Here is a 20,502-nt window from a genome sequence, read left to right on the forward strand (position 1 = left end):
GCATCATAGGGGCATGGACTCGATGCGCGGACGCCTCCTGGTGGCGACCCCCTCGGTGGAGAGCGGGCCGTTCCGCCGCAGCGTCGTCTTCCTGCTCGACCACGACGAGGACGGCGCCCTGGGCGTCATCGTCAACCATCCGACGCACGCCGACGTCGACGACGTCCTGCCCTCGTGGTCGGCGCTCGTGGGGGCTCCGGACTGCCTGTTCGAGGGCGGTCCGGTGTCGATGGACTCCGCGCTCGCCGTCGCCGTCGTGCCCGCCGGCTCCAGCCCGGCCGGCTTCCGGCCGATGACCGGACGGTTCGGCCTGGTCGACCTCGACGGCCCGGTGCCGGACGCGACCGAGCTGCTCGGCATGCGGGTCTTCGCCGGGTACGCCGGCTGGAGCGCCGGCCAGCTCGAGGACGAGATCGCCGAGGGCTCGTGGCTGGTCACCGAGGCCCGCGACGAGGACGTCCTCACGCCCCAGCCGGAGAACCTGTGGCGCAGCGTGCTGCGCCGCCAGGAGGGCGACGCGCGCTTCCTGGCCACGTTCCCCGACGACCCCACCGAGAACTGACCCGGCTCGCTCGCGCGCTTCGGTCGGGCGGGGTCGGCGGGTTAGACTCCCGGACGTGACGATCTTCGGCGGCGGCGGCGGCGGCACCCAGACGGTCCATGACGAGCGCACCGACCTGCGTCCCGGCGACGGTGACCACGAGCGGTTCTCGCACTACGTGCCCAAGGGTGAGCTCACCGAGGCCATGGTCATGGGCACGCCGGTGGTGGCGCTGTGCGGCAAGGTGTGGGTCCCCAGCCGCGCTCCCGAGAAGTTCCCGGTGTGCCCCGAGTGCAAGGAAATCTGGCAGTCCCTGAACGACGACGCTCCCCAGGGTGAGTAGCGCCGGGCTCCGCGCCTGGCAGGCCGCCGCCTTCGAGAAGTACCAGCGCACGCAGCCGCGCGACTTCCTCGCGGTGGCGACGCCCGGCGCCGGCAAGACGACCTTCGCGCTGACCCTCGCGGCCGACCTGCTCGCCCGCGGCGTCGTGGAGCGCGTCGTGGTCGTCGCGCCGACCGACCACCTGAAGACGCAGTGGGCCAACGCCGCCCACCGCTTCGGCATCCGGCTCGACCCCTCGCTGGGCGGACGCGGCGTGCTCGGCAAGGAGTTCAACGGCTTCGCCGTCACCTACGCCGGGCTGGCCGCGAACCCCAACGGCTTCCGCGTGCGCATGGAGCGGGCACGGACCGTGGTCATCCTGGACGAGGTGCACCACGCCGGTGACGCGCTGGCCTGGGGCGACGCGGTCGGCGAGGCGTGCGACCCGGCGGTGCGGCGCATCTGCCTGACCGGCACCCCGTTCCGCTCCGACGAGAACCCGATCCCGTTCGTCACCTACGCGCCGCAGGACGACGGCTCGGTCGCGAGCGTCGCCGACTACTCCTACGGCTACGGCGACGCGCTGCGCGACGGCGTCGTCCGTCCCGTGCTGTTCATGGCGTACGCCGGCGAGATGCACTGGCGCACGCGCGCCGGCGACGAGATCTCGGCCAACCTCGGCGAGCCGATGACCCGCGACCTCGCGGCCCAGGCGCTGCGCACCGCGCTCGACCCCAAGGGCGCCTGGATGCCGGCCGTCCTGGACGGCGCGAACCGCCGCCTGGACGAGGTGCGCCGGCACGTGCCGGACGCCGGCGGGCTCGTCATCGCCTCGGACCAGGAGTCCGCGCGCGCCTACGCCAAGCTGCTCAAGGAGATCACCGGCGAGCTGCCCACGATCGTCCTGTCCGACGAGGCCGGCGCGAGCGAGCGCATCGCCGAGTTCGCCGACAGCGACAAGCGCTGGATGGTCGCGGTGCGCATGGTCTCCGAGGGCGTCGACATCCCGCGGCTGGCCGTCGGCGTCTACGCCACGGCCACCTCGACCCCGCTGTTCTTCGCCCAGGCCGTCGGCCGCTTCGTGCGCGCCCGCCGGCGCGGCGAGACCGCGTCCATCTTCGTGCCGAGCGTGCCGCTGCTGCTGTCGTACGCCGGCGGCATGGAGCAGGAGCGCGACCACGTCATCGGACGTCCGGTCAAGGACGAGGACGACCTGTTCGCCGCCGAGGCCGAGATGCTGGCCAAGGCCGAGCAGGACACCAAGGCGTCCGGCGAGCTCGAGCTCGGCACGTTCGCCGCGCTGGGCAGCGACGCCTCGTTCGACCGCGTGCTGTTCGACGGCGGCGAGTACGGCCACGACACGTTCGTCCAGCCCGGCAGCGAGGAGGAGCTGGACTTCATCGGGATCCCCGGCCTGCTCGAGCCCGACCAGGTCGCCGAGCTGCTCAAGTCCGCGCGGTCCAAGCGTGCCCAGCAGAAGAAGGCCGCCGGCGTGGCCGCGCCCGACCCCGAGGCCGACCGCATGGCCGCCCACGAGGAGACCAGCGCGCTGCGCCGCGAGCTGCACGCCCTGGTCGGGGCGTGGCACCACCGCACCGGCGAGCCGCACGGCGTCACCCACAACCGGCTGCGCTCGGCCTGTGGCGGCCCGCCCGCCGCGCAGGCGTCGGTCAAGCAGCTCAAGGAGCGCATCGACACGCTGCGCACCTGGGCGCTCAAGGCGTCGGGCTAGTCCCGTGGACGACGTGGAGCTGGCCATGTTCCCGCTGGGCTCGGTGCTGCTGCCCGGCGCGAACCTGCCGCTGCGCGTCTTCGAGCCGCGCTACCGCCAGATGATGGACGACCTCATGGCGTCCGACCGGCCCGAGCTCGGCGTCGTGCTGATCGAGCGGGGCCACGAGGTCGGCGGCGGCGACATCCGCTTCGGCACGGGGACGCTGGCGCGCATCGACCACGTCGAGGCGATCGACGACGGCGTTGCGATGCTGGTCACCGGCACGCGGCGGCTGGACGTCGTGGAGTGGCTCCCCGACGACCCGTACCCGCGGGCGCGCGTCCGGCTGCGGCCCGAGCTGGTGTGGGACGAGCGCTGGCGCCGGTCCCTGCAGGACGCCGAGCTGGCGGTGCGCGGGTGCGTCGCCCGGCTCGCCACCCTCGTCGAGCTGCCGTGGTCGCCGGACGTCGAGCTGTCGCCGGACCCGGTCACCGCGCTGTGGCAGCTGGCCGCCATCCTGCCGATCGGCGACCTGGACCGGCTGGCGCTGCTGGAGGTCGCGACGCCCGACGCGCTGGCCGCCGAGCTGGTCGCCCGGGCCGCCGACGCCGAGGAGCTCATGCGGGCGCGCTTCGGGCGCTGACACCCGGGTCGGGCACCCTGGGGTCCCATGAGCATGCCCTGGCAGACCCGTCTGTTCGCCGCCGTCCTCGGACGGCTCTCGTCGCCGCAGGAGGCGGTCGACGACGACGCCATGATCCGCACGCGCGCCCGGCGCACCCGCCAGCTGACGATGCGCGGCGCCCAGGTGATCTTCGGCCGGCCGGCCACGGACGTGGACGTGCGCGAGCTCGAGGTCGAGCTGGCCGGTGGCTTCGTCTCCACGGTGCTCGTCCACACGCCGCGCGGCAGCGCCGGCGCGCCCCGCCCGGTGGTGCTGAACCTGCACGGCGGCGGCTGGTGCCAGGGCGAGCCGCGCCAGTCCGCCTGGGTGGCCAGCCACGTCGCGTCGCGCACCGGAGCGGTCGTCGTCTCGCCGAGCTACCGGCTCGCGCCCGAGCACCGCTACCCGGCGGCGTCCGACGACGCGGTCGCCGCGCTGGAGTGGCTGCTGGCCCACGCGTCCGAGCTGGGGGGCGACCCCGCACGCGTCGCGGTCATGGGCGACAGCGCGGGCGGCAACCTCGCCGCGGTCTGCGCGCTGCACGCCCGCGACACCGGCGTCGAGCTGCGCGGGCAGGTGCTCATCTACCCCGCCGTCGAGATCTACGAGCGCTACCCGTCCGAGGACGCCAACGCCCACGCGCCCGTGCTCACCAGCCGCAGCATGCGCACGTTCAGCCGCACGTACCTGGGCGACGCCTACGGGATCGAGGACTGGCAGGCCTCGCCGATCCGTGCCGCGTCCCACACCGGCCTGTGCCCGGCGCTCATCCTCACCGCCGGGCACGACCCGCTGCGCGACCACGGCGAGAAGTACCGCGAGGTGCTGGAGGCCGCGGGCGTGAAGGTGCAGGTGGTCGACTACCCCGAGGCCATCCACGGCTTCATCAGCCTGCCCGGCGTCGTCCCGGCCTCGAAGGACGCTCTGGACGAGATCGTCGCGTTCCTGGGCGTGGTGCTGTGAGACCGCCGGGCCTGCCCGGCAAGCGCCGCTGGCAGCGCCGGCTCGCGTCGCTCGACCCCGAGACCGACTTCGAGGAGATGGCGCGCATCCAGGCGACGCTGGAGTTCCCCTGGGACGTCACCCAGGCGCTCAGCTTCGCGCTCTTCCGGACGTACGCGGTGCCGTCGATCGGACGCCTGCTTCACGAGACCGGACAGTTCACCACCGCGACCCAGAAGCGTCACGACGACACCGTGCTCATCCTCGAGGCGATCAACGTCGACGGCATGGAGTCGGCCTCCGGACGCTCGGCGATCCGCCGGATGAACCAGATGCACGGCCGGTACGGCATCTCGAACGACGACATGCGGTACGTGCTGGCGACGTTCGTCGTCACGCCGGTGCGCTGGATCGAGCGCTACGGCTGGCGCCGCGGCACGGAGGCCGAGCGCACCGCGACCGTCCGCTACTACCAGCGGCTCGGGCGGCTCATGGGCATCCAGGACGTGCCGGCCGACTACGACGCGTTCGCCACGTTCATGGACGACTACGAGGCGGCCCACTTCGCGTACGACTGGCGCTCGCGGGAGGTCGCCGACGCCACGCTGGAGCTGCTGACTACCTTCTACCCGCGTCCGGCGAAGCGGCTCGTGCGGGCGTTCTCGATCGCGCTGCTCGACCCGCCGCTGCGCGACGCGTTCGGCTACCCGCACCCGCCGGCCTGGTTCGAGCACGCCTCGCACGGGGCGGTGCGGCTGCGCGGACGCGTGGTGGCGCTGCTCCCGGCCCGCCGCACGCCGCAGCTCAACCGCGACCTCGAGCGGGTGCGCTCGTACCCGGGCGGCTTCCTGGTCGAGCGGCTGGGCACCTTCGCCCCCGCGGACGAGAAGGTCACCGCCTAGACCCCGTCCCGTTCCCGCTGAGTGTGACGTTCCGGGGGTGGATCCGGCCGATCCACCCCCGGAACGTCACACTCAGCGGGAAAGCGACCCCTGCACTCGGTGAGGTGGGTCAGGCGTCGACGAAGCCGCCGAAGCGCACGCCGCGGAAGTCGGCGAGCCGCTCGGCCTGGTGGGCGAGCAGGGCGGCGTCGACCCGGGTCCACAGCTCGGTCTGCAGCTTCAGCACGCCGCCGGACGTGCGCGGGCGCCAGGTGCCCACGAGCTCGCCGCCGGCCAGCACCGCGCCCGGACGTCCGAGCCGCGGCCACAGCGCATCGCGGTGGCGCTTGTCGGGCACCAGCAGCTCGCGGTCGCGCGACTGCAGGAACAGGTCGAACGGGCCGAGCAGCCGCACGGCCTCGGCCCGCGGCGCCTCGCGCAGCGCGTCGGCGTCGGACGCCAGCACCGAGCGGGACTCGCCGTCGACCTCGACCGTGACGGCGTCGGCCGGCCAGTGGGTGGCGACGTCCTGGATGCGCGAGTCGAGGAAGCCGGCGACCTCGGCCGGCGTGGCCGGGCCCACGAGGTGCAGGTAGGCGCGGATGGGGTCGAGGTGCGGCTTCGCCGGCTGCGGGCCGGACCAGCCGCGGATGCGCTCGAGCACCGGGGGAGAGGTGCGGGGGCGCAGCTCGAGCCCGGCTTGGAGCGCGGAGAGCCGGAACGGCTGCTCGTACAGGTGCGTCGTGGCGCAGGGGCCGCACTCGCGCAGGTAGGGCTCGTCGACCCGCGCGGTCATGGCGGTGGAGACGTCGCCCTTCGGCATGGGGTGGTCGACGACCTCCCGCATGAGCGAGGCCACCTTCGCCAGGGCGTCGGTGACCGGGACGTGCGCGGCCTTGAGCGGCTTGGCCGCGTCGAAGACGCGCTTGGCCGCGTCGCGCTCGCTGAGCGGCGCGGTGGCGCTCGCGACCTGCGCGACCTCGTCGCGCCGGTAGACGGCGGGGGCTCCGCGCAGCGTCCAGACCAGCACGGTGGAGCCGGGCGCGGGCTCGCAGCCGCGGAGGGCGAGGGCCCACGGGGCGCCGTCGGGACCGGTGTCCTGGACGCCGAGGTCGAGCACGGCCGCGTCGTCGTGCACGCCGGTGCGCTCGAGCTGCTGGGCGTGCACGCGGTAGCGCAGCGCCTGGGCCCGGGTGACCTGCATGGAGAAGGTGTACCAGCCCGCGGTGACAGCCGTCACCCGATCACGGTGACCGTGACACGGAAGCAACCGGGCACCGCGTGCGTTGCCCCAGGTATGCGCCTGTCCGTGCTCGACCTCGTGCCCGTCCGCTCCGACCAGACCTCCGCCGACGCCGTCGCGGCGACCGTCCGCCTCGCGCAGACCGCCGACGCCGCCGGTTTCGAGCGGTACTGGGTCGCCGAGCACCACAACATGGCCGCCGTCGCCGCGACGTCCCCGCCGGTGATGATCGGCATCCTCGGCGCCCAGACCGACCGCATCCGGCTCGGCTCCGGCGGCGTCATGCTGCCGAACCACGCGCCGCTCGCCGTCGCCGAGCAGTTCGCGCTGCTCGAGGCCGCCTACCCCGGACGCATCGACCTGGGCATCGGCCGCGCGCCCGGCTCGGACCCGGTGACGTCCATGGCGCTGCGCGGTGCCGCCGGCCGCGACGACACCGACGTCCACCAGTTCCCGCAGTACCTCGACGACGTCGTGGCGCTCATGGGCACCGAGGGGGTCCGCGTGCCGGTGCCGCGCCAGCAGTACGTCCTCAAGGCCACCCCGGCCGCGGCCAGCGAGCCGCGCATGTGGCTGCTCGGGTCGTCGATGTACTCCGCCGAGCTGGCCGCCGAGAAGGGCCTGCCGTACGTCTTCGCGCACCACTTCTCCGGCCAGGGGACGGCCGAGGCCCTCGCCTACTACCGCGAGAACTTCCGGCCCAGCGACCTGTGCGCCGCGCCCACCACGTTCCTGACCGTCAACGCGGTCGTCGCCCCCACCCACGACGAGGCTGAGCTGCTCGCCCTGCCGCAGATGCGCCAGATGGCGCGCCTGCGCACCGGTCAGCCGTTCGGGCCGCTGGAGCTGGTCGAGGACGCCCAGGCCGAGCCGCTGCACCCGCAGCTCATGGAGATGGTGACGTCCGGCATCGGCCGCGCCGTCGTCGGCGAGCCGGGCGAGGCGGCCGACGAGATCCGCGCGCTGGCCGACGGCTTCGGCGTCGACGAGGTCATGCTGCACCCGGTGGCGTCCGCGCACCGCGGCGGCGACGCGCGCGCGTCCGAGGCCCGCGAGCAGACGCTGACGCTGCTGGCCAAGGAGCTGCTGGGCTAGTCGGTCGGGCTCTCGAGCCGAGCGCGCTCGGCCCGCAGGGCGATGGTCGTGCCGGCGATGACCGCCCCGACGACGAGAAGCAGGAAGCCGCAGACCGCGGCGACGGCGCCGAGGGCGAGCAGCGCGACCAGCGCGCCGCCCTCGGCGTTCGTCCATCCCGTCCCGGCGAGCAGGACCGCCACCAGCAGGACGAAGCCGCCGATCGCGAACCACTCGTTGGCCTCGGTGCGGTCGCGGCTCGGGGCGGGGGACGCGGTCGGCTCGCTGGTCATGCGGCGACCCTAGAGCGCGGCGGACGCCGGCGGGGCGGGTTCGCCGCGAAAGGCCCCGGGGGACTGTTCGCCGGACGTTCACCGGTCGGCTCTCGTGCCGGTCGCCGGCGGACCGCCAGCCTGGTCGGGCTCGTCCCCCGACCTAGGAGCAGCATGTCCCGACCCACCCGTCGTGGGCTCGCCGGTCTCGCGACCCTCGCGCTGACCGCGACCCTCGTCCCCGCCCTGGCGTCCGGCGCCCAGGCGACGCCGACCGCGACCCCCTCGCCGTCCGCGTTCCACCGCACCGCGACCTACCCGGTGTTCCAGAACCTGCCCGCCGACGTGCCGGCCAGCAGCGAGACCGTCGCCGAGATCTCCACGGTCTCCGAGGACGGCCGGACGCTGATCTACACCGACGCCCCGGGCAAGCGCATCGGGTTCCTGGACATCACCGACCCCCAGCGTCCCCGCGGCGAGGGCAGCCTGTCGCTGGCCCAGCTCGGCGACGCCGACGACCAGCCGACGTCCGTGGCCGTCCACGGCCAGTACGTGCTCGTGGTGGTCGACACCAGCGGGGGCGACTTCGCGAACCCGTCCGGCCGCCTGGACGTGGTGCGCCTGTCCGACACCAGGCGCGTCGCCAGCATCGACCTGCAGGGCCAGCCCGACTCGATCGCCATCAGCAAGGACGGCGCCTACGCCGCCATCGCGATCGAGAACCAGCGCGACGAGGACGCCACCCCGGCCGGCGGCGCGAAGGGCGACCTGCCCCAGCTTCCCGCCGGCTTCGTCCAGGTCGTGAAGCTGGACGGCGCGCCGTCCGCCTGGACCGCCCAGCGCATCGACCTGACGAACGCGGACGGCTCGCCGCTGCCCGCGCTCGTCGCCGCCGGTCTCGACACCCCGCAGGACCCCGAGCCGGAGTACGTCTCGATCAACGGCGAGAACAAGCTGGCCGTGACGCTGCAGGAGAACAACGGCGTCGTGGTCATCGACCTGAAGACGCGCGCGATCGAGCGCGTGTTCAGCGCCGGCACGGTCACCGCGTCCGGCTTCGACACCAAGAAGGACGGCAGGATCTCGCCGACCGACACCATCACCGGCGTCGTGCGCGAGCCCGACGCGATCGGCTGGGTCGACGACCGCTACCTGGCCACGGCCAACGAGGGTGACTGGAAGGGCGGATCGCGCGGCTGGAGCGTCTTCGACTCCACCACCGGCGACGTCGTCTGGGACGCCGGCAGCTCGTTCGCCGACATCGTCATCAGCCTCGGCCTGCACAACGAGGACCGCGCGGCCAAGAAGGGCCCCGAGCCCGAGGGCCTGACCATCGGCACCTTCGGCGGGAAGCGCTACGCCTTCGTCGGCTCCGAGCGCAGCAACGTCGTCGTCGCGTACGACATGACCGACCCGCGCAACCCGCGGTACGTCCACGCGCTCCCGACCACGAACGGACCCGAGGGACTGCTCGCGATCGAGTCGCGCGACCTGCTCGCCGTCTCCAGCGAGACCGACGACGCCGCCACGGGCGTCCGTGCCTCGGTGCAGCTGTTCGAGCACGGCAAGGGCACGGCCACGTTCCCGTCCATCCGCTCGGCGGACGTCGACGGCAAGCCGGTCGGCTGGACGGCGCTCGGCGCCCTGGCCGCGCACCCGACGGACCCCGGCACGATCTACGCCGCCTCCGACGCGGCGCTGGACGTCGCCCAGCTCTACACCGTCGACGTGCGTCGCACCCCGGCCGTCATCACCGCCGCCCGTCCGGTCACCGTCGGCGGCGTGCCGGCCAAGCTGGACGTCGAGGGCATCGCCGCCCGCGCCGACGGCGGGTTCTGGCTCGCCGTCGAGGGCGCGACCGGCCCGGGCAACAAGGTGCTGCGCACCGATGCGAAGGGCGAGGTGGTCGAGACCGTCGAGCTCCCGGCCGACGTCACGTCGAAGATCGGCAAGTGGGGCCTCGAGGGCGTCACCACCACGAACGACGCGCGCGGCGAGCACGTGTGGGTCGCCGTGCAGCGTCCGCTGTGGACCGACGGCGCCGCGCCGAACGACGCGTTCGAGGGCGAGAGCACGACGCGCCTGGGCCGCTACGACGTCGCCACGAAGCAGTGGCACTGGTACGGCTACGAGCTGCAGACGCCGCGTCGTGACGGGGCCGACTGGATGGGTCTGTCCGAGATCGTCGCCGTCGACGCCGACACCCTCGCGGTCGTCGAGCGCGACAAGCTCAACGGCCCCAAGGCGCGCGTGAAGCGCATCTACACCGTCGACGTCCCGGCCGGCGACCCGAAGGGCGTCCCCGTGCTGCCCAAGAAGCTGGCCCACGACGTCCTGCCCGACCTGCAGGCGACGAACGGCTGGACGCAGGAGAAGCTCGAGGGCCTGACGATCGCGGCCGACGGCCGGGTCTACGCCGTGACCGACAACGACGGGCTCAAGGACGCCACCGGCGAGACGGTGTTCCTGCGCCTCGGTGGGGCCGCGAAGGTCTTCGCCGACAGCCTGCGCACCTCGACGACGGTCAAGGCCCCGGCCAAGGCGGTCCACGGACAGAAGGTGGCCGTGACGGTCGCGGTGAAGGGCGCCTCGGGCGTCACCGCGAACGGCACCGTGACGCTCAAGGACGGCACGCGCACGGTCGGCACCGCGGCGGTCCGCAATGGCGTGGCGACGTTCTCCGTCTCCGGCCTGAAGGTCGGCAGCCGGACGCTCACGGCGTCCTACGCGGGCACCGCCCGCAGCACGTCCAGCGTCGGCACGGCCCGCGTCGTCGTCCAGAAGGCGTCCGCCAGCGTGGCCGTCAAGCGTTCCGCGTCGTCGGTGAAGCAGGGCCGCTCGGTGCGGCTCACGGTCGCGGTGCGCGGCGTAGGCCACGTCCCGACCGGCGCGGTTCGGGTCACGGACGGACGCCGGGTGCTCGGCACGGCCGCGCTGCGCGACGGTCGCCTGGTGCTCAAGGTCAAGCCGTCCGGACGCCGCCTGCACACGCTGAAGGTCACGTACCTCGGCAGCACGCAGACGGCGGGCCGCACCGTGACCGTGAAGGTCCGCGTGCGCTGAGGCTTGCTCGCCTGGCGCCCCCTCCCGCTCCGGCGGGAGGGGGCGTCGTCGTGCTGAGGGCATGGCGCGCTCATTGAGCTTGTCGAAGGGGCCCGGGTGCTCGGTCGCCCGAGGGGCTGATTACGGAGCTGGGTGCTCAGATCGGTCGGCTCGTCGGCGTGCCCGGGCCCCGCTCGCTGAGCTTGTCGAAGCGAGAAAATGCCTGCAATTCTGGGATTTAGCCGTCGTCCCTGTCACCCCGTCGAGGTAGACTAGAACAAACGTTCGACACGGGGGTTCGGGATGATCGGCACGACAGTGACGGCACTGCTGGAGGAGTCCAGCACGCTCGAGCCGTGGCGCCTGACGGGCGACCAGATCCGTTCCGAGCTGCGAGCCGCGGCCGAGGCAGTCGCCGGGCTCCAGGCCCTCACCGTGAAGCTGACGACTGCCGCTGAAGACCTCGGCCTCCCGCGCGAGGACGGCTGCACCTCGCCCACCGTCTGGCTGGCCAGCACCACCAACGTCTCGAAGCGCGAGGCCTCGAAGCTGGTCTCGCTCACGCGGCTCGACCCGACGCGCGGTGCCGTCACCCGCGAGCGGTGGGCGTCCGGCCGGCTCACGACCGAGCAGGCGCACATCATCCTGAAGGCCCTCGACGCCCTGCCCGACTGGTTCGTGGACGAGCAGCACGACGACGCCGAGGCCACCCTCCTGCATCATGCGCGCGAGTTCGGCGCGGACGACCTGCGCCGCCTGGCCAACCGCATCGTCGAGGTCGTCGACCCGGACAGTGCGGACGAGATCATCGGTGCTCAGCTCGAGCGGCAGGAGAAACAGGCGTGGGACGAGACCCACCTGTCGATCACCCGCATGGGCCAGGGACGGTCGAGCATCCGAGGCGTTCTCCCGGACGTGCAGGCCGACATGCTCAAGACCGTGCTGGAGGGTCTGGCCTCACCGCGCCGTGACGGCGCGATCTTCCGGGACGTCGACGGCGACCACTCCGATGCCGAGATCGGGCGCCTCGACCACTCCCGTCGCATGGGCTTGGCCCTGTGCGAGCTGGTCGAGCACCTCCCGCAGGAGGCGTTCCCGCAGGCCGGCGGTGTCGCCGCGACCGTCACGGTGAACATCGACCTCGACGACCTCCGCGACCGCGTCTCGCGGGCGACCCTGTCGAGCGGCTGTGACCTCAGTGCTTCCCAGGCGCGACGGCTCGCCTGCAACGCCAACCTGCTGCCCCTCGTGCTCGACGGAGAGTCCCGCGTCCTCGACGCTGGCACCGAGAAGCGCCTCCACGACCGCTACCAGCGCGCCGTCCTCGCGAAACGGGACAAGGGGTGCTCCTGGAAAGGATGCGACCGGCCACCCGGTTGGTGCGAGGCCCACCACCTCCGACCCTGGAGCCAGGGTGGTGAGACCTCGATCGACAACGGCGCCCTGTTCTGCTTCTTCCACCACCACCTGCTCCACGACTCCGACTGGTCAGCCCGCCTTAGTCAGGACGGCGTCGTCGAAGTCATCCCACCACCACGGATCGACCCACAGCAGCGACCACTGAGACACGCCCGCCACGTCAAGCACCGACCACGAGTCCTCGAACCCGTGTGACCGCCGCCGCCGAGCCGAGCCGATCACCGCGGCCTGAGCCTGTCGAAGGCTCCTTTCGACAAGCTCAAGGAGCGCGCACGCTGCCGACCAGGCCCGCGGCCTGAGCCTGTCGAAGGGAGGATGGCCCCGTGGACGACGCCGCCCTGCTGAGGGCCTATGACGAGCAGCTGCGCACCGACGCCGAGACGCCGAGCGCCGTGTCCGTCGAGCGGCTCGGGCCGCTGCGGCTCGTGACGTTCCGCGGCGGTCGCGGCTTCGTCACCTACCGCGACCTGGGCGGGGCCGACGCCGACGGCGTCCGCCGCCTCGTCGCCGACTCGCTCGGCAGCTTCATGAGCGACCCCACCATCACCCGGCTCGAGTGGAAGACCCGCGGCCACGACCACGCGCCGGGGCTGCACGAGGCGCTGACCGCGCACGGCCTCATCGCGGGGGAGCCGGAGTCGATCATGGTCGGGGCGCTCAGCGGCCTCGTCGTCGACGTCCCGCTGCCCGACGGGGTGACGCTGCGCCGGGTCACCGCCGAGGCGGACGTCCGCGCGATGAGCGCCATGCAGGACGAGGCGTTCGGCGAGCCCGTCTCCGAACGGGAGGCCGACGCGCTGCTCCACCGGCTCTCGCTCGACGACGGCATGGAGCTCTGGGTCGCCGAGGCCGACGGGACGATCGTCAGCGCCGGACGCCTCGAGCCGGTCGCCGGCAGCGACTTCGTCGGCATCTGGGGCGGGGCGACGCTGCCCGCGTGGCGCGGCCGTGGCATCTACCGGGCGCTCACCGCCGCCCGCGCCCGCTCGGCCCTCGCCGGTGGCTGGACGCTCGCGCACAGCGACTCGACCGAGTACTCGCGTCCGATCCTCGAGCGAGCCGGACTGCGCAAGGTGTCGACCACGACGCCCTACGAGTGGCGCCGCTGAGTCACGCCTAGGGAGCGGTGGTGAGCCTGGAGGGAGCGGGGGTGGGCTGGCCGACGACGCTCGACTGCTCGTGCTCGACCAGCGCGAGGCGCGTGCCCAGCGTCGCCGCCGCGACGACGAGGCTCAGCACGCCGGCCGTGAGCAGGATGGCGGCGCCGAGCAGGTAGCCGCCATCCACCACCTCGAGGGCCTCCACGGCGTCGCCGAGCACGAAGCCGCCAATGACGAGCAGGAACGCCGCGAGGACCGTGAAGCCCCAGACGGTGGGGGAGCGGTACGGATTCGGCGACGGCGAGCTCATGCCGCGAACGCTAGCGGCTGAGCCACGAACCCGGAGCTAGAACCAGTGGTCGAGGTACGGCGCGCGGGCCGTCGCCAGGAGCGGGTCCAGCACGCTCACGTCTCCGTCGACCCGGCCGGACGCCTGCAGCATCCGCGCCCGGACACCGCCGAGGTGCAGCGCCGCGAGGGCGTCGATCCCCAGCCGGACGTCGGCCGGCTCGTCGGTGGCCGTGACTTGACCGGCCCCGGACGCGTCCGCCTCGAGCGCGAAACGGCCGCCGGCGATGCCCATCGGGTCGTCGACCTCCAGCACCACGCGGCCGGACGCCTCGTACGTGCGGGCCTCCAGCGCGGAAGGCACGTCGAGGATGCGCGTCCAGAGGTGGTCGAACGTGGTCGTGCGGATCGCGCGCCGGTCGTCGACCATCCAACCCAGCGGCTCGTCCACCGGACGCAGGTGCGCCGTGACCCGGGAGACGAGGTCCATCTCCAGCAGCGCGCTCCAGATCGCGGCGTACGCCTCGTCGGTGGCGGCGACCAGGTGGTGCAGCACCACGGTCGAGCGCGCCATGTCGGTGTCGTCCTCGACCAGGCGGTAGACCGCGAAGCCCTGGGGCGTGCCGTCGGCGTCGTCGTGGCGCAGGTGCCGCCAGGCGGACGTGTGCTTGTCGCCGGCGACCTCGCCGAGCGTGCCCAGCATGCGGCGCAGGAACACCTCGCCCATGACGATGTTGCCCGGCGTCGCCCGTCGCACGCGGTCGATCACCCGCTCGGCACCGGCCCGCAGCGTCGCGGGCTCGACGAGGTGGGTGCGACCCGTCGGTGTCGGCCCCGTCCAGCGGGCGCGCCGCGTGTCGACCTCCAGGTCGGCAGCCATCGCCGACGGCGCGAAGCCGAACCGGCCGTAGATCGTCGCCTCGGAGACGGTCAGCATGGCCAACGACAGCCCGGCGGCCGCGGCGGTGCGCAGCTCCGAGCCGAGCAGGTGGCGGGCGATGCCGCGGCGGCGGTGAGTCGGTGCGACGGTGACGCCGCTGATCGCCCAGGCCGGGACTGCCGCGCCGCCGGGCACCGTCAGGTCCGAGACCCAGCTCTCGATCGTCCCCACCGGCGTCGCGGGCTCGGCGGCGGTCTCGTCCCACACGCCGACGTGCCGGTGGTGACCGCGCAGCTCGTGCCGCGCGCCGAGGGCGTCGGACGAGCCGCGGACGTCCAGGAACCCGCGCCGCACGGCCTGCGCCCAGGCGTCGAGGCCGGCGCGGTCGGACTCGTCGACCACCGCGAGCCGCAGCCCGTTCGCGGCGAGGTCGTCGCGCGAGGCGGCGTCGACCGGCTGGGCGGCGGCGTCGACGCTCATGCGACCACGACGCCCGCGGACGTCCACTCGTCGCGCACGCGGTCCAGGTTCGCCGGGGTGACCGCGGCGGTCAGCCCCTCCAGGACGCGCACGCTGAAGCCCTCGCTCGCCGCGTCGAGCACGGTGGCCCGGACGCAGTGGTCGGTGGCGATGCCGCACACGTCGACCTCGGTCACGTCGTGCTCGCGCAGCCACGCGGCCAGGCCGGTGCCGGACGCGAGACCCTCGAAGCCGGAGTAGGCGGCCTCGTACTCGCCCTTGTCGAAGATCGCCTCGAACAGGTCGTCGGTCAGCGGCGCCTCGAGCTCGGCCCCCGGGGTGCCGACGACGCAGTGCGGCGGCCAGGAGTCGACGAAGTCGGGGGTGTCGCTGAAGTGCGGCCCGGGGTCGACGTGGTGGTCGCGAGTGGCGACGACGTGGTCGTACCCGTGGTCGGACGCGAGCAGCGCACGGACGTCCTCGGCCACCCGGTGGCCGCCGGCGACGGCCAGCGAGCCGCCCTCGCAGAAGTCGACCTGCACGTCGACGACGACCAGTGCCCTCATCGCGTGCCCTCGTAGACGGTGGGCAGGACGGGCTCGCCGCGTGACAGCTGGCACGCCGACGGCGGCAGCTCGGCCAGCGAGTCGTCGAGCCGCTTGCGGGCGTCGTCGAGCGTGGAGTGGTCGACCCGCTCGCCGCCCTGCACGAGCGGGACGAGCAGCGAGCGGTCGTCGCCGTCGTCCTGCGGGGCGACGTCGACGCCGATGACCTCGTGGGTGGCGACGCCGCGGTCGTCACGGCGGCGCAGCGCCTGCTTGCGGCCGCCGGTGGACGCCTTGTCCTTGGACTTCTTGGCGACGGGCACCATCCGTCCGTCGGGGCCCTCGCGGGAGACGAGCTTGTAGACGAAGCCGGACGTCGGCGCGCCCGAGCCGGTGACCAGCGCGGTGCCGACGCCGTAGCCGTCGACCGGTGCCTGGGCGAGGGCGGCGATCGCGAACTCGTCCAGGTCGCTGGTGACGATGATGCGGGTGTCGGTGGCGCCCAGGGAGTCCAGCTGCTGGCGCACCTCGGCGGCGAGCGAGACCAGGTCGCCGGAGTCTAGGCGCACGGCGCCCAGGCCGGTGCCGGCGACGTCGACGGCGGTGCGGACGGCCTCGGCGACGTCGTAGGTGTCGACGAGCACCGTCGTGCCGCGGCCCAGCGACTCCACCTGGCCGACGAACGCGTCGCGCTCGGAGTCGTGCAGCAGCGTGAAGGAGTGGGCGCTCGTGCCGGTGGTCGGCACGCCCCACGTGCGTCCGGCCTCGAGGTTGGAGGTGGCGCCGAACCCGGCCACGTAGGCGGCGCGGGCGGCCGCGACCGCCGACCACTCGTGGGTGCGGCGCGAGCCCATCTCGATGAGCGGGCGTCCGGCCGCGGACGTGCGCATGCGCGCGGCCGCCGAGGCGATGGCCGAGTCGTGGTTGTAGATGCTCAGCAGCACCGTCTCGAGCAGCACGGCCTCGGCGAACGAGCCCTCGACGACGACCACGGGGGAGCCGGGGAAGTAGACCTCGCCCTCGGGGTAGCCCCACACGTCGCCGGTGAAGCGGAAGTCGGCGAGCCAGTCGAGCGTCGGGGTGTCGACGACGTCGTGGGCGCGCAGGAACTCCAGGTCGTCCTCGTCGAAGCGGAAGCGCTCGATCGCGTCCAGCGCGCGGCCGACGCCGGCGACGACGCCGTAGCGGCGCCCGTCCGGCAGGCGGCGGGCGAACAGCTCGAAGACGGACGCGCGTCCGGCCGTGCCGTCGCGCAGGCTCGCCTGGAGCATCGTGAGCTCGTAGTGGTCGGTCAGCAGCCCTGTGGTCACCGGGCCAGGCTAGTGCGGGACCCGCACACGTGCGCCTTGCGGCGTTGGGCGGCGGGACGGCGTCCGCCACAATGGACGGCGTGAGCATGCCGACCCCCGTCCAGATCGACGAGCCCGACGTCGCCGACGACGTCCGGCTCGAGGACCCGTGGGTCACGATCGTGTGGAACGACCCGGTGAACCTGATGTCCTACGTGGCCTACGTCTTCCGCGAGTACTTCGGCTACACCGAGGACAAGGCCACCGAGCTGATGCTCGCCGTGCACCACGACGGCAAGGCGGTCGTGTCCAGCGGCAGCCGCGAGCAGCAGGAGCGTCACGTGCAGGCGATGCACGAGTACGGCCTGTGGGCGACCCTGCAGAGGAGCGGCGTGTGAAGCCCTTCCGCCGTCGTCGGCGCGGACGCGTCCAGGCGACCTTCGAGCCCGCCGAGGCGCACCTGCTGGCCAACCTGTCGGCGCAGGTCGTGGAGCTGCTGCGCGACCGCAGCGGCGAGTCCGAGTCCAGCGCCGACCCGCTCGCGAGCCAGCTCGGCATGGGTGGGCCGGCCCTGCCACCCGAGGACCCGGTGCTGCGCCGCCTGCTCCCCGACGCCTACCGCGACGACGCCGACGACGCCTCGGAGTTCCGCCGCTTCACCGAGCAGTCGCTCGTCACGTCCAAGGTGGCCAACGCCGAGGTGCTCATCGAGTCGCTGCGCGCCGGTGGCCTGGACGACGGCCCGGTCGCCGACGGCGACGACGGCACCGAGGTCGAGGTCGAGCTCGACCCGGCCCAGGTGCAGGCCTGGCTCCGGGCGCTCACCGACGTCCGGCTCGCGCTGGCCGTCCGGCTGGGCATCGAGACCGACGAGGACCTCGAGCGGCTCGAGGCGTCCGAGGACGACGCGGAGATCGCCTTCGGCGACGTGTACGACTGGCTGGGCTTCGTCCAGGAGTCCCTCGTCGTCGCCCTCGACTGACCCTCCACGCAGGCGGGCGGTGAGCCGTCCACCATCGCGGGCCTCCGCGTGGTGGACCACTCACCGCCCCCAGCGGGGTGGACCTCAGCCGTGGCGCGGGCCGACCGCGAAGCGGACGTGCGTGCTGCGGCCGCCGGAGCGGACGGTGACCTTCTTGGTGCCCCAGCGCTGGCCGACGTCGAAGCGGACCGTGTAGGTGCCGCTGCTCGTCGCCCGGGCGGTGACCGCGCTGATCCGCTTGCCCCGGTAGGTCACGCGCACCTTCTGCCCGGGCACCAGCCCGCGGACGGTGACGCGCTGGGCGGTCGAGGCGCGGGCCGCGGCCTTCTTCGCCGTGGCGGTCAGTCGGCCGGTCACGACCGCGAGGCTGTCGCGACCGAGGCGGTTGCTCCGCGAGCCCGTCACCGTGACGAGCTGCCGCGCGGCAGGACGGGTCCGGGGGACGACGACGGCGCGGCGGACGCGTCCCCGCGCGTCGGCGGTGCCGCGGGCGACGGTGCGACCGGCGATGCGGATGGTGTAGCGCTCGCGCGGGGCGAGGCGGCCCACCGAGACGGTGGTCCTGGTGCCTCGGACGACCGGCGTGCCGGTGACGGCCACGTGCAGGCGTGCTGCCGGCAGGGTGGCCACCGGCTTCGGGGGCACGGTGGTCGGGGGCACGGTGGTCGTGGGTGCGGCCGCCACAGCGACGCGGACGGTCGCGATGGTGCCGTTGGCGTGCGTGGCGGTCAGGGTGCGAGGGCCGGCGGAGCCGAGGCGGACGTCCGTGCCGGAGACGGTGTCGGTGCGGTCGCTGCTGCTGACGGTGACGTGGCTGGTCTCGTCGCCGGTCGGGTTGCCGAACCGGTCCGCGCCGGCGGCGCTGACGGACACGGTGTCGCCCGTCTTCGGGCTCGCGGCGGAGACCTTCAGCGTCAGCGCCGCGACGTCGACGGGCGTGACGACGAGCGTGACGGTCGTGGTGAGGGTTCCCAGGTCGGTCGGGATGCTCAGCGTCGCGGTGCGGGTGCCTGCTGTGGTCGACGACAGCGTGACCTCGCCGGTGACGGGGTCGATCGAGGTGGCGACGTCGTCACCCACGACCGTCCAGGTGCTCGGCGCGTCCGGCGTCGCGTCCGTGACGGCGGGGGTGAACGTCGCCGAGCCGCCGGCCTCCATCGTTGCCGTGTCGGCGACGAGCCCGGTGGTCAGGACAGGCGACGTGACGATCGCGAGGTTGTGCGAGCTGCCCGGCCCGTGTGCCGCGACCGCGATGACACGCTTGCCGGCCAGGACGGCCGGAACGGTCGCCGTGCCGGCGTCCTCGGCCACGTCGTTGCCCCAGGCGGTGAGGGCGCCGTCCGCGACGGCCAGGACATGGTGGGCTGCGACTGCGAATTTCGTCACTGTCCTCCCGGACAGGGACGCCGGGACCTCGGGACGCCCGCGGGGGTTGTTGCCCCAGGTGGTGACCGCGCCGTCGTCCGTGAGGACGAGCGAGCCGTAGAGGCTGGCGGCGACGTCGGTGACGGTCTTGCCGGTGAGGGACGACGGGATCGCCGCCTGGCCATGCGGGGCCGACCCCCAGATCGTCACGGTGCCGTCCTCGGTGAGCGCCATGGCGTGGTAGGTCGAGACGGAGATGGCGGTCACCTTCTTGCCGGTGAGGGACGACGGGACGGCGAGCAGTCCCGCTCCCGAGCCCCACCCGACGACGTCGCCGTCCTCGGTCAGGGCGAAGGAGACCGACGTCTCGGCGGTGATGGCGACGACGCGCTCCCCGTCGAGCGACGCGGGGATGTCGAGGCGGCTGCCGCCGGCATAGCCCCACCCCACCACCGTGCCCTCCTCGGTCAGCGCGAGCGCGTGATAGGTGCCGGCCGCGATCGCGGTGACCTTCGTGTCCGCCAAGGTCGCGGGCACGTCGAGCTGCCCGTACGTGTTGTCGCCCCACGCGGTGACCGCACCGTCGTCGCTGAGCGCGAGCGAGAACCGGCCACCGGCCGCGACGGCGACGACGTTCTTCGAGGCCAGGGCCGAAGGGACGGTCGACTGGCCGGAGCCGTTCGGCCCCCAGGCGACGACGGTTCCGCCGGGCGCCGGCGCCGGCGCGGCCTGCGCGGGCGCGGTGACGAGCGTCAGCGGGGCGGCGACGAGCGCCGTCCCGAGCAGGAGGGTGAGCAGGCGGCGGGTGACGCGGTGCATGCGGGGGTCCTTCGGTTCGTGCGGGGAGGGCCCGCACAACGCCCGAGCCGGCGCGGTGCGGCAGCGTCCCGGGGGACGTCCTGCTGCGGCACGAGCGAGCCTAGGTCGCCCCGGCGCGCCGCGTGGCAAAACGATCAACTCGCGACGAGTCTCACGCTGCGAGCGCCGTCCCAGCCCGTGGGACGCGCTGGGTACAGTCGCCAGCGTGCTGCAGATCGAGCGAGAGATCCACGACGCGATCATCGAGCACGCCCGTCGCGACCACCCCGACGAGGCGTGCGGCGTGGTGGCGGGCGCGTACGGCTCGGACCGTCCGACGCGGTTCATCCCGATGCTCAACGCCGCGATGTCGCCGACGTTCTACGAGTTCGACTCCGCCGACCTGCTCGCGCTCTACCGCGAGATGGACGCCCGCGACGAGGAGCCCGTGGTCGTCTACCACTCGCACACCGCGACCGAGGCGTATCCGTCCCGCACCGACGTGAACCTGGCGTCGGAGCCGAACGCGCACTACGTCCTGGTCTCCACCCGCGACGGCGCCCACGAGGCCGGCCCGGTCGACTTCCGCTCCTTCCGCATCGTCGACGGCGAGGTCACGGAGGAAGAAGTGCGCGTGGTCGAGCGTTACGACACCGACGAGTCCCCCCAGAAAGCGAAGTGA

Annotated in this window: 20 protein-coding genes; 13 read left to right on the top strand and 7 right to left on the bottom strand. The window is 73.5% G+C overall.

The window, feature by feature from the left end; genetic code table 11:
• Positions 1-13: 13 nt before the first annotated feature.
• From HGAM_RS12895 to HGAM_RS19295, 6 genes are all read left to right on the top strand, one after another.
• Entirely contained in the window at positions 14-562 is a 549-nt protein-coding gene (locus HGAM_RS12895; RefSeq protein ID WP_019145918.1) for a YqgE/AlgH family protein, read from the top strand.
• 115 nt (positions 563-677) lie between these two features.
• Positions 678-884 carry a DUF3039 domain-containing protein gene (locus HGAM_RS12900; RefSeq protein ID WP_245532139.1) on the top strand — a complete coding sequence of 69 codons (207 nt, stop codon included), beginning with the start codon at positions 678-680 and terminating at the stop codon, positions 882-884.
• On the top strand, positions 877-2,595 hold the full coding sequence (locus HGAM_RS12905) for a DEAD/DEAH box helicase (protein WP_019145920.1): 1,719 nt from the start codon (positions 877-879) through the stop codon (positions 2,593-2,595). Before HGAM_RS12900 ends, HGAM_RS12905 begins: the two co-directional genes overlap by 8 nt.
• A 4-nt stretch (positions 2,596-2,599) precedes the next feature.
• On the top strand, positions 2,600-3,220 hold the full coding sequence (locus HGAM_RS19290) for an LON peptidase substrate-binding domain-containing protein (RefSeq protein WP_019145921.1): 621 nt from the start codon (positions 2,600-2,602) through the stop codon (positions 3,218-3,220).
• Positions 3,221-3,247: 27 nt separating this feature from the next.
• Positions 3,248-4,204 carry an alpha/beta hydrolase gene (locus HGAM_RS12915; protein WP_019145922.1) on the top strand — a complete coding sequence of 319 codons (957 nt, stop codon included), beginning with the start codon at positions 3,248-3,250 and terminating at the stop codon, positions 4,202-4,204.
• A complete protein-coding gene (locus HGAM_RS19295; RefSeq protein WP_019145923.1) occupies positions 4,201-5,085 on the top strand; it encodes an oxygenase MpaB family protein in 885 nt (294 codons plus the stop codon). The genes HGAM_RS12915 and HGAM_RS19295 overlap by 4 nt, the downstream gene beginning before the upstream one ends.
• Positions 5,086-5,194: 109 nt before the next feature.
• Here HGAM_RS19295 and HGAM_RS12925 read toward each other — a convergent pair whose 3' ends face one another.
• On the bottom strand, positions 5,195-6,304 hold the full coding sequence (locus HGAM_RS12925; protein ID WP_019145924.1) for a DNA glycosylase AlkZ-like family protein: 1,110 nt from the start codon (positions 6,302-6,304) through the stop codon (positions 5,195-5,197).
• Between the two features lie 69 nt (positions 6,305-6,373).
• Between HGAM_RS12925 and HGAM_RS12930 the strand changes: the two genes are divergently transcribed.
• The gene (locus tag HGAM_RS12930; RefSeq protein WP_245532131.1) at positions 6,374-7,402 is read left to right on the top strand and encodes an LLM class flavin-dependent oxidoreductase; all 1,029 of its coding nucleotides are present in this window, start codon (positions 6,374-6,376) and stop codon (positions 7,400-7,402) included.
• Here the strand turns inward: HGAM_RS12930 and HGAM_RS12935 are convergent.
• Positions 7,399-7,674, bottom strand: a complete 276-nt coding sequence (locus HGAM_RS12935; RefSeq protein WP_019145926.1) for a hypothetical protein — start codon at positions 7,672-7,674, stop codon at positions 7,399-7,401. The genes HGAM_RS12930 and HGAM_RS12935 overlap by 4 nt on opposite strands.
• 153 nt (positions 7,675-7,827) lie before the next feature.
• Between HGAM_RS12935 and HGAM_RS19300 the strand changes: the two genes are divergently transcribed.
• From HGAM_RS19300 to HGAM_RS12950, 3 genes are all read left to right on the top strand, one after another.
• Positions 7,828-10,716 (top strand): esterase-like activity of phytase family protein, encoded by a 2,889-nt coding sequence (locus HGAM_RS19300; protein WP_019145927.1) that lies wholly within the window; start codon positions 7,828-7,830, stop codon positions 10,714-10,716.
• Between the two features lie 282 nt (positions 10,717-10,998).
• A complete protein-coding gene (locus HGAM_RS12945) occupies positions 10,999-12,309 on the top strand; it encodes an HNH endonuclease signature motif containing protein (protein WP_019145928.1) in 1,311 nt (436 codons plus the stop codon).
• A gap of 128 nt (positions 12,310-12,437) precedes the next feature.
• On the top strand, positions 12,438-13,223 hold the full coding sequence (locus HGAM_RS12950; RefSeq protein WP_019145929.1) for a GNAT family N-acetyltransferase: 786 nt from the start codon (positions 12,438-12,440) through the stop codon (positions 13,221-13,223).
• A gap of 7 nt (positions 13,224-13,230) precedes the next feature.
• Here the strand turns inward: HGAM_RS12950 and HGAM_RS12955 are convergent, their stop codons facing one another.
• Genes HGAM_RS12955 through HGAM_RS12970 form a run of 4 tightly spaced genes read right to left on the bottom strand, consistent with a single transcriptional unit; the run spans position 13,231 to position 16,696 of the window.
• Positions 13,231-13,524: a hypothetical protein gene (locus HGAM_RS12955; protein ID WP_019145930.1), complete on the bottom strand. Its 294-nt coding sequence runs from the start codon at positions 13,522-13,524 to the stop codon at positions 13,231-13,233.
• Between the two features lie 36 nt (positions 13,525-13,560).
• Positions 13,561-14,862 (bottom strand): GNAT family N-acetyltransferase, encoded by a 1,302-nt coding sequence (locus tag HGAM_RS12960; protein WP_019145931.1) that lies wholly within the window; start codon positions 14,860-14,862, stop codon positions 13,561-13,563.
• Positions 14,859-15,407: an isochorismatase family protein gene (locus HGAM_RS12965; RefSeq protein WP_019145932.1), complete on the bottom strand. Its 549-nt coding sequence runs from the start codon at positions 15,405-15,407 to the stop codon at positions 14,859-14,861. Before HGAM_RS12965 ends, HGAM_RS12960 begins: the two co-directional genes overlap by 4 nt.
• Positions 15,404-16,696: a nicotinate phosphoribosyltransferase gene (locus HGAM_RS12970; RefSeq protein WP_019145933.1), complete on the bottom strand. Its 1,293-nt coding sequence runs from the start codon at positions 16,694-16,696 to the stop codon at positions 15,404-15,406. The genes HGAM_RS12965 and HGAM_RS12970 overlap by 4 nt, the downstream gene beginning before the upstream one ends.
• An 86-nt stretch (positions 16,697-16,782) precedes the next feature.
• Here HGAM_RS12970 and clpS point away from each other — a divergent pair, with 86 nt between their 5' ends.
• The gene (gene clpS, locus HGAM_RS12975) at positions 16,783-17,073 is read left to right on the top strand and encodes an ATP-dependent Clp protease adapter ClpS (RefSeq protein WP_207392789.1); all 291 of its coding nucleotides are present in this window, start codon (positions 16,783-16,785) and stop codon (positions 17,071-17,073) included.
• Positions 17,070-17,657, top strand: a complete 588-nt coding sequence (locus HGAM_RS12980) for a DUF2017 domain-containing protein (RefSeq protein WP_019145935.1) — start codon at positions 17,070-17,072, stop codon at positions 17,655-17,657. Before clpS ends, HGAM_RS12980 begins: the two co-directional genes overlap by 4 nt.
• An 84-nt stretch (positions 17,658-17,741) precedes the next feature.
• On the opposite strand, the gene HGAM_RS21010 is transcribed toward HGAM_RS12980, so the two are convergent.
• Positions 17,742-19,841 (bottom strand): RCC1 domain-containing protein, encoded by a 2,100-nt coding sequence (locus HGAM_RS21010; protein ID WP_019145936.1) that lies wholly within the window; start codon positions 19,839-19,841, stop codon positions 17,742-17,744.
• A 205-nt stretch (positions 19,842-20,046) separates the two neighbouring features.
• Here HGAM_RS21010 and HGAM_RS12990 point away from each other — a divergent pair, with 205 nt between their 5' ends.
• Positions 20,047-20,502 (top strand): M67 family metallopeptidase, encoded by a 456-nt coding sequence (locus tag HGAM_RS12990; protein ID WP_019145937.1) that lies wholly within the window; start codon positions 20,047-20,049, stop codon positions 20,500-20,502.

Source organism: Aeromicrobium massiliense JC14 (assembly GCF_000312105.1).
In the GTDB taxonomy this organism is placed as follows: Bacteria; Actinomycetota; Actinomycetes; order Propionibacteriales; family Nocardioidaceae; genus Aeromicrobium; species Aeromicrobium massiliense.

Excerpts from the sequence above, each read along its gene's own strand:
- HGAM_RS12895 (WP_019145918.1), top strand. The coding sequence starts at position 14 with ATGGACTCGATGCGCGGACGCCTCCTGGTGGCGACCCCCTCGGTGGAG.
- HGAM_RS12915 (WP_019145922.1), top strand. The coding sequence starts at position 3,248 with ATGAGCATGCCCTGGCAGACCCGTCTGTTCGCCGCCGTCCTCGGACGG.
- HGAM_RS12935 (WP_019145926.1), bottom strand. The coding sequence starts at position 7,674 with ATGACCAGCGAGCCGACCGCGTCCCCCGCCCCGAGCCGCGACCGCACC.
- HGAM_RS19300 (WP_019145927.1), top strand. The coding sequence starts at position 7,828 with ATGTCCCGACCCACCCGTCGTGGGCTCGCCGGTCTCGCGACCCTCGCG.
- HGAM_RS12945 (WP_019145928.1), top strand. The coding sequence starts at position 10,999 with ATGATCGGCACGACAGTGACGGCACTGCTGGAGGAGTCCAGCACGCTC.
- HGAM_RS12955 (WP_019145930.1), bottom strand. The coding sequence starts at position 13,524 with ATGAGCTCGCCGTCGCCGAATCCGTACCGCTCCCCCACCGTCTGGGGC.
- HGAM_RS12960 (WP_019145931.1), bottom strand. The coding sequence starts at position 14,862 with ATGAGCGTCGACGCCGCCGCCCAGCCGGTCGACGCCGCCTCGCGCGAC.
- HGAM_RS12965 (WP_019145932.1), bottom strand. The coding sequence starts at position 15,407 with ATGAGGGCACTGGTCGTCGTCGACGTGCAGGTCGACTTCTGCGAGGGC.
- clpS (WP_207392789.1), top strand. The coding sequence starts at position 16,783 with ATGCCGACCCCCGTCCAGATCGACGAGCCCGACGTCGCCGACGACGTC.
- HGAM_RS21010 (WP_019145936.1), bottom strand. The coding sequence starts at position 19,841 with ATGCACCGCGTCACCCGCCGCCTGCTCACCCTCCTGCTCGGGACGGCG.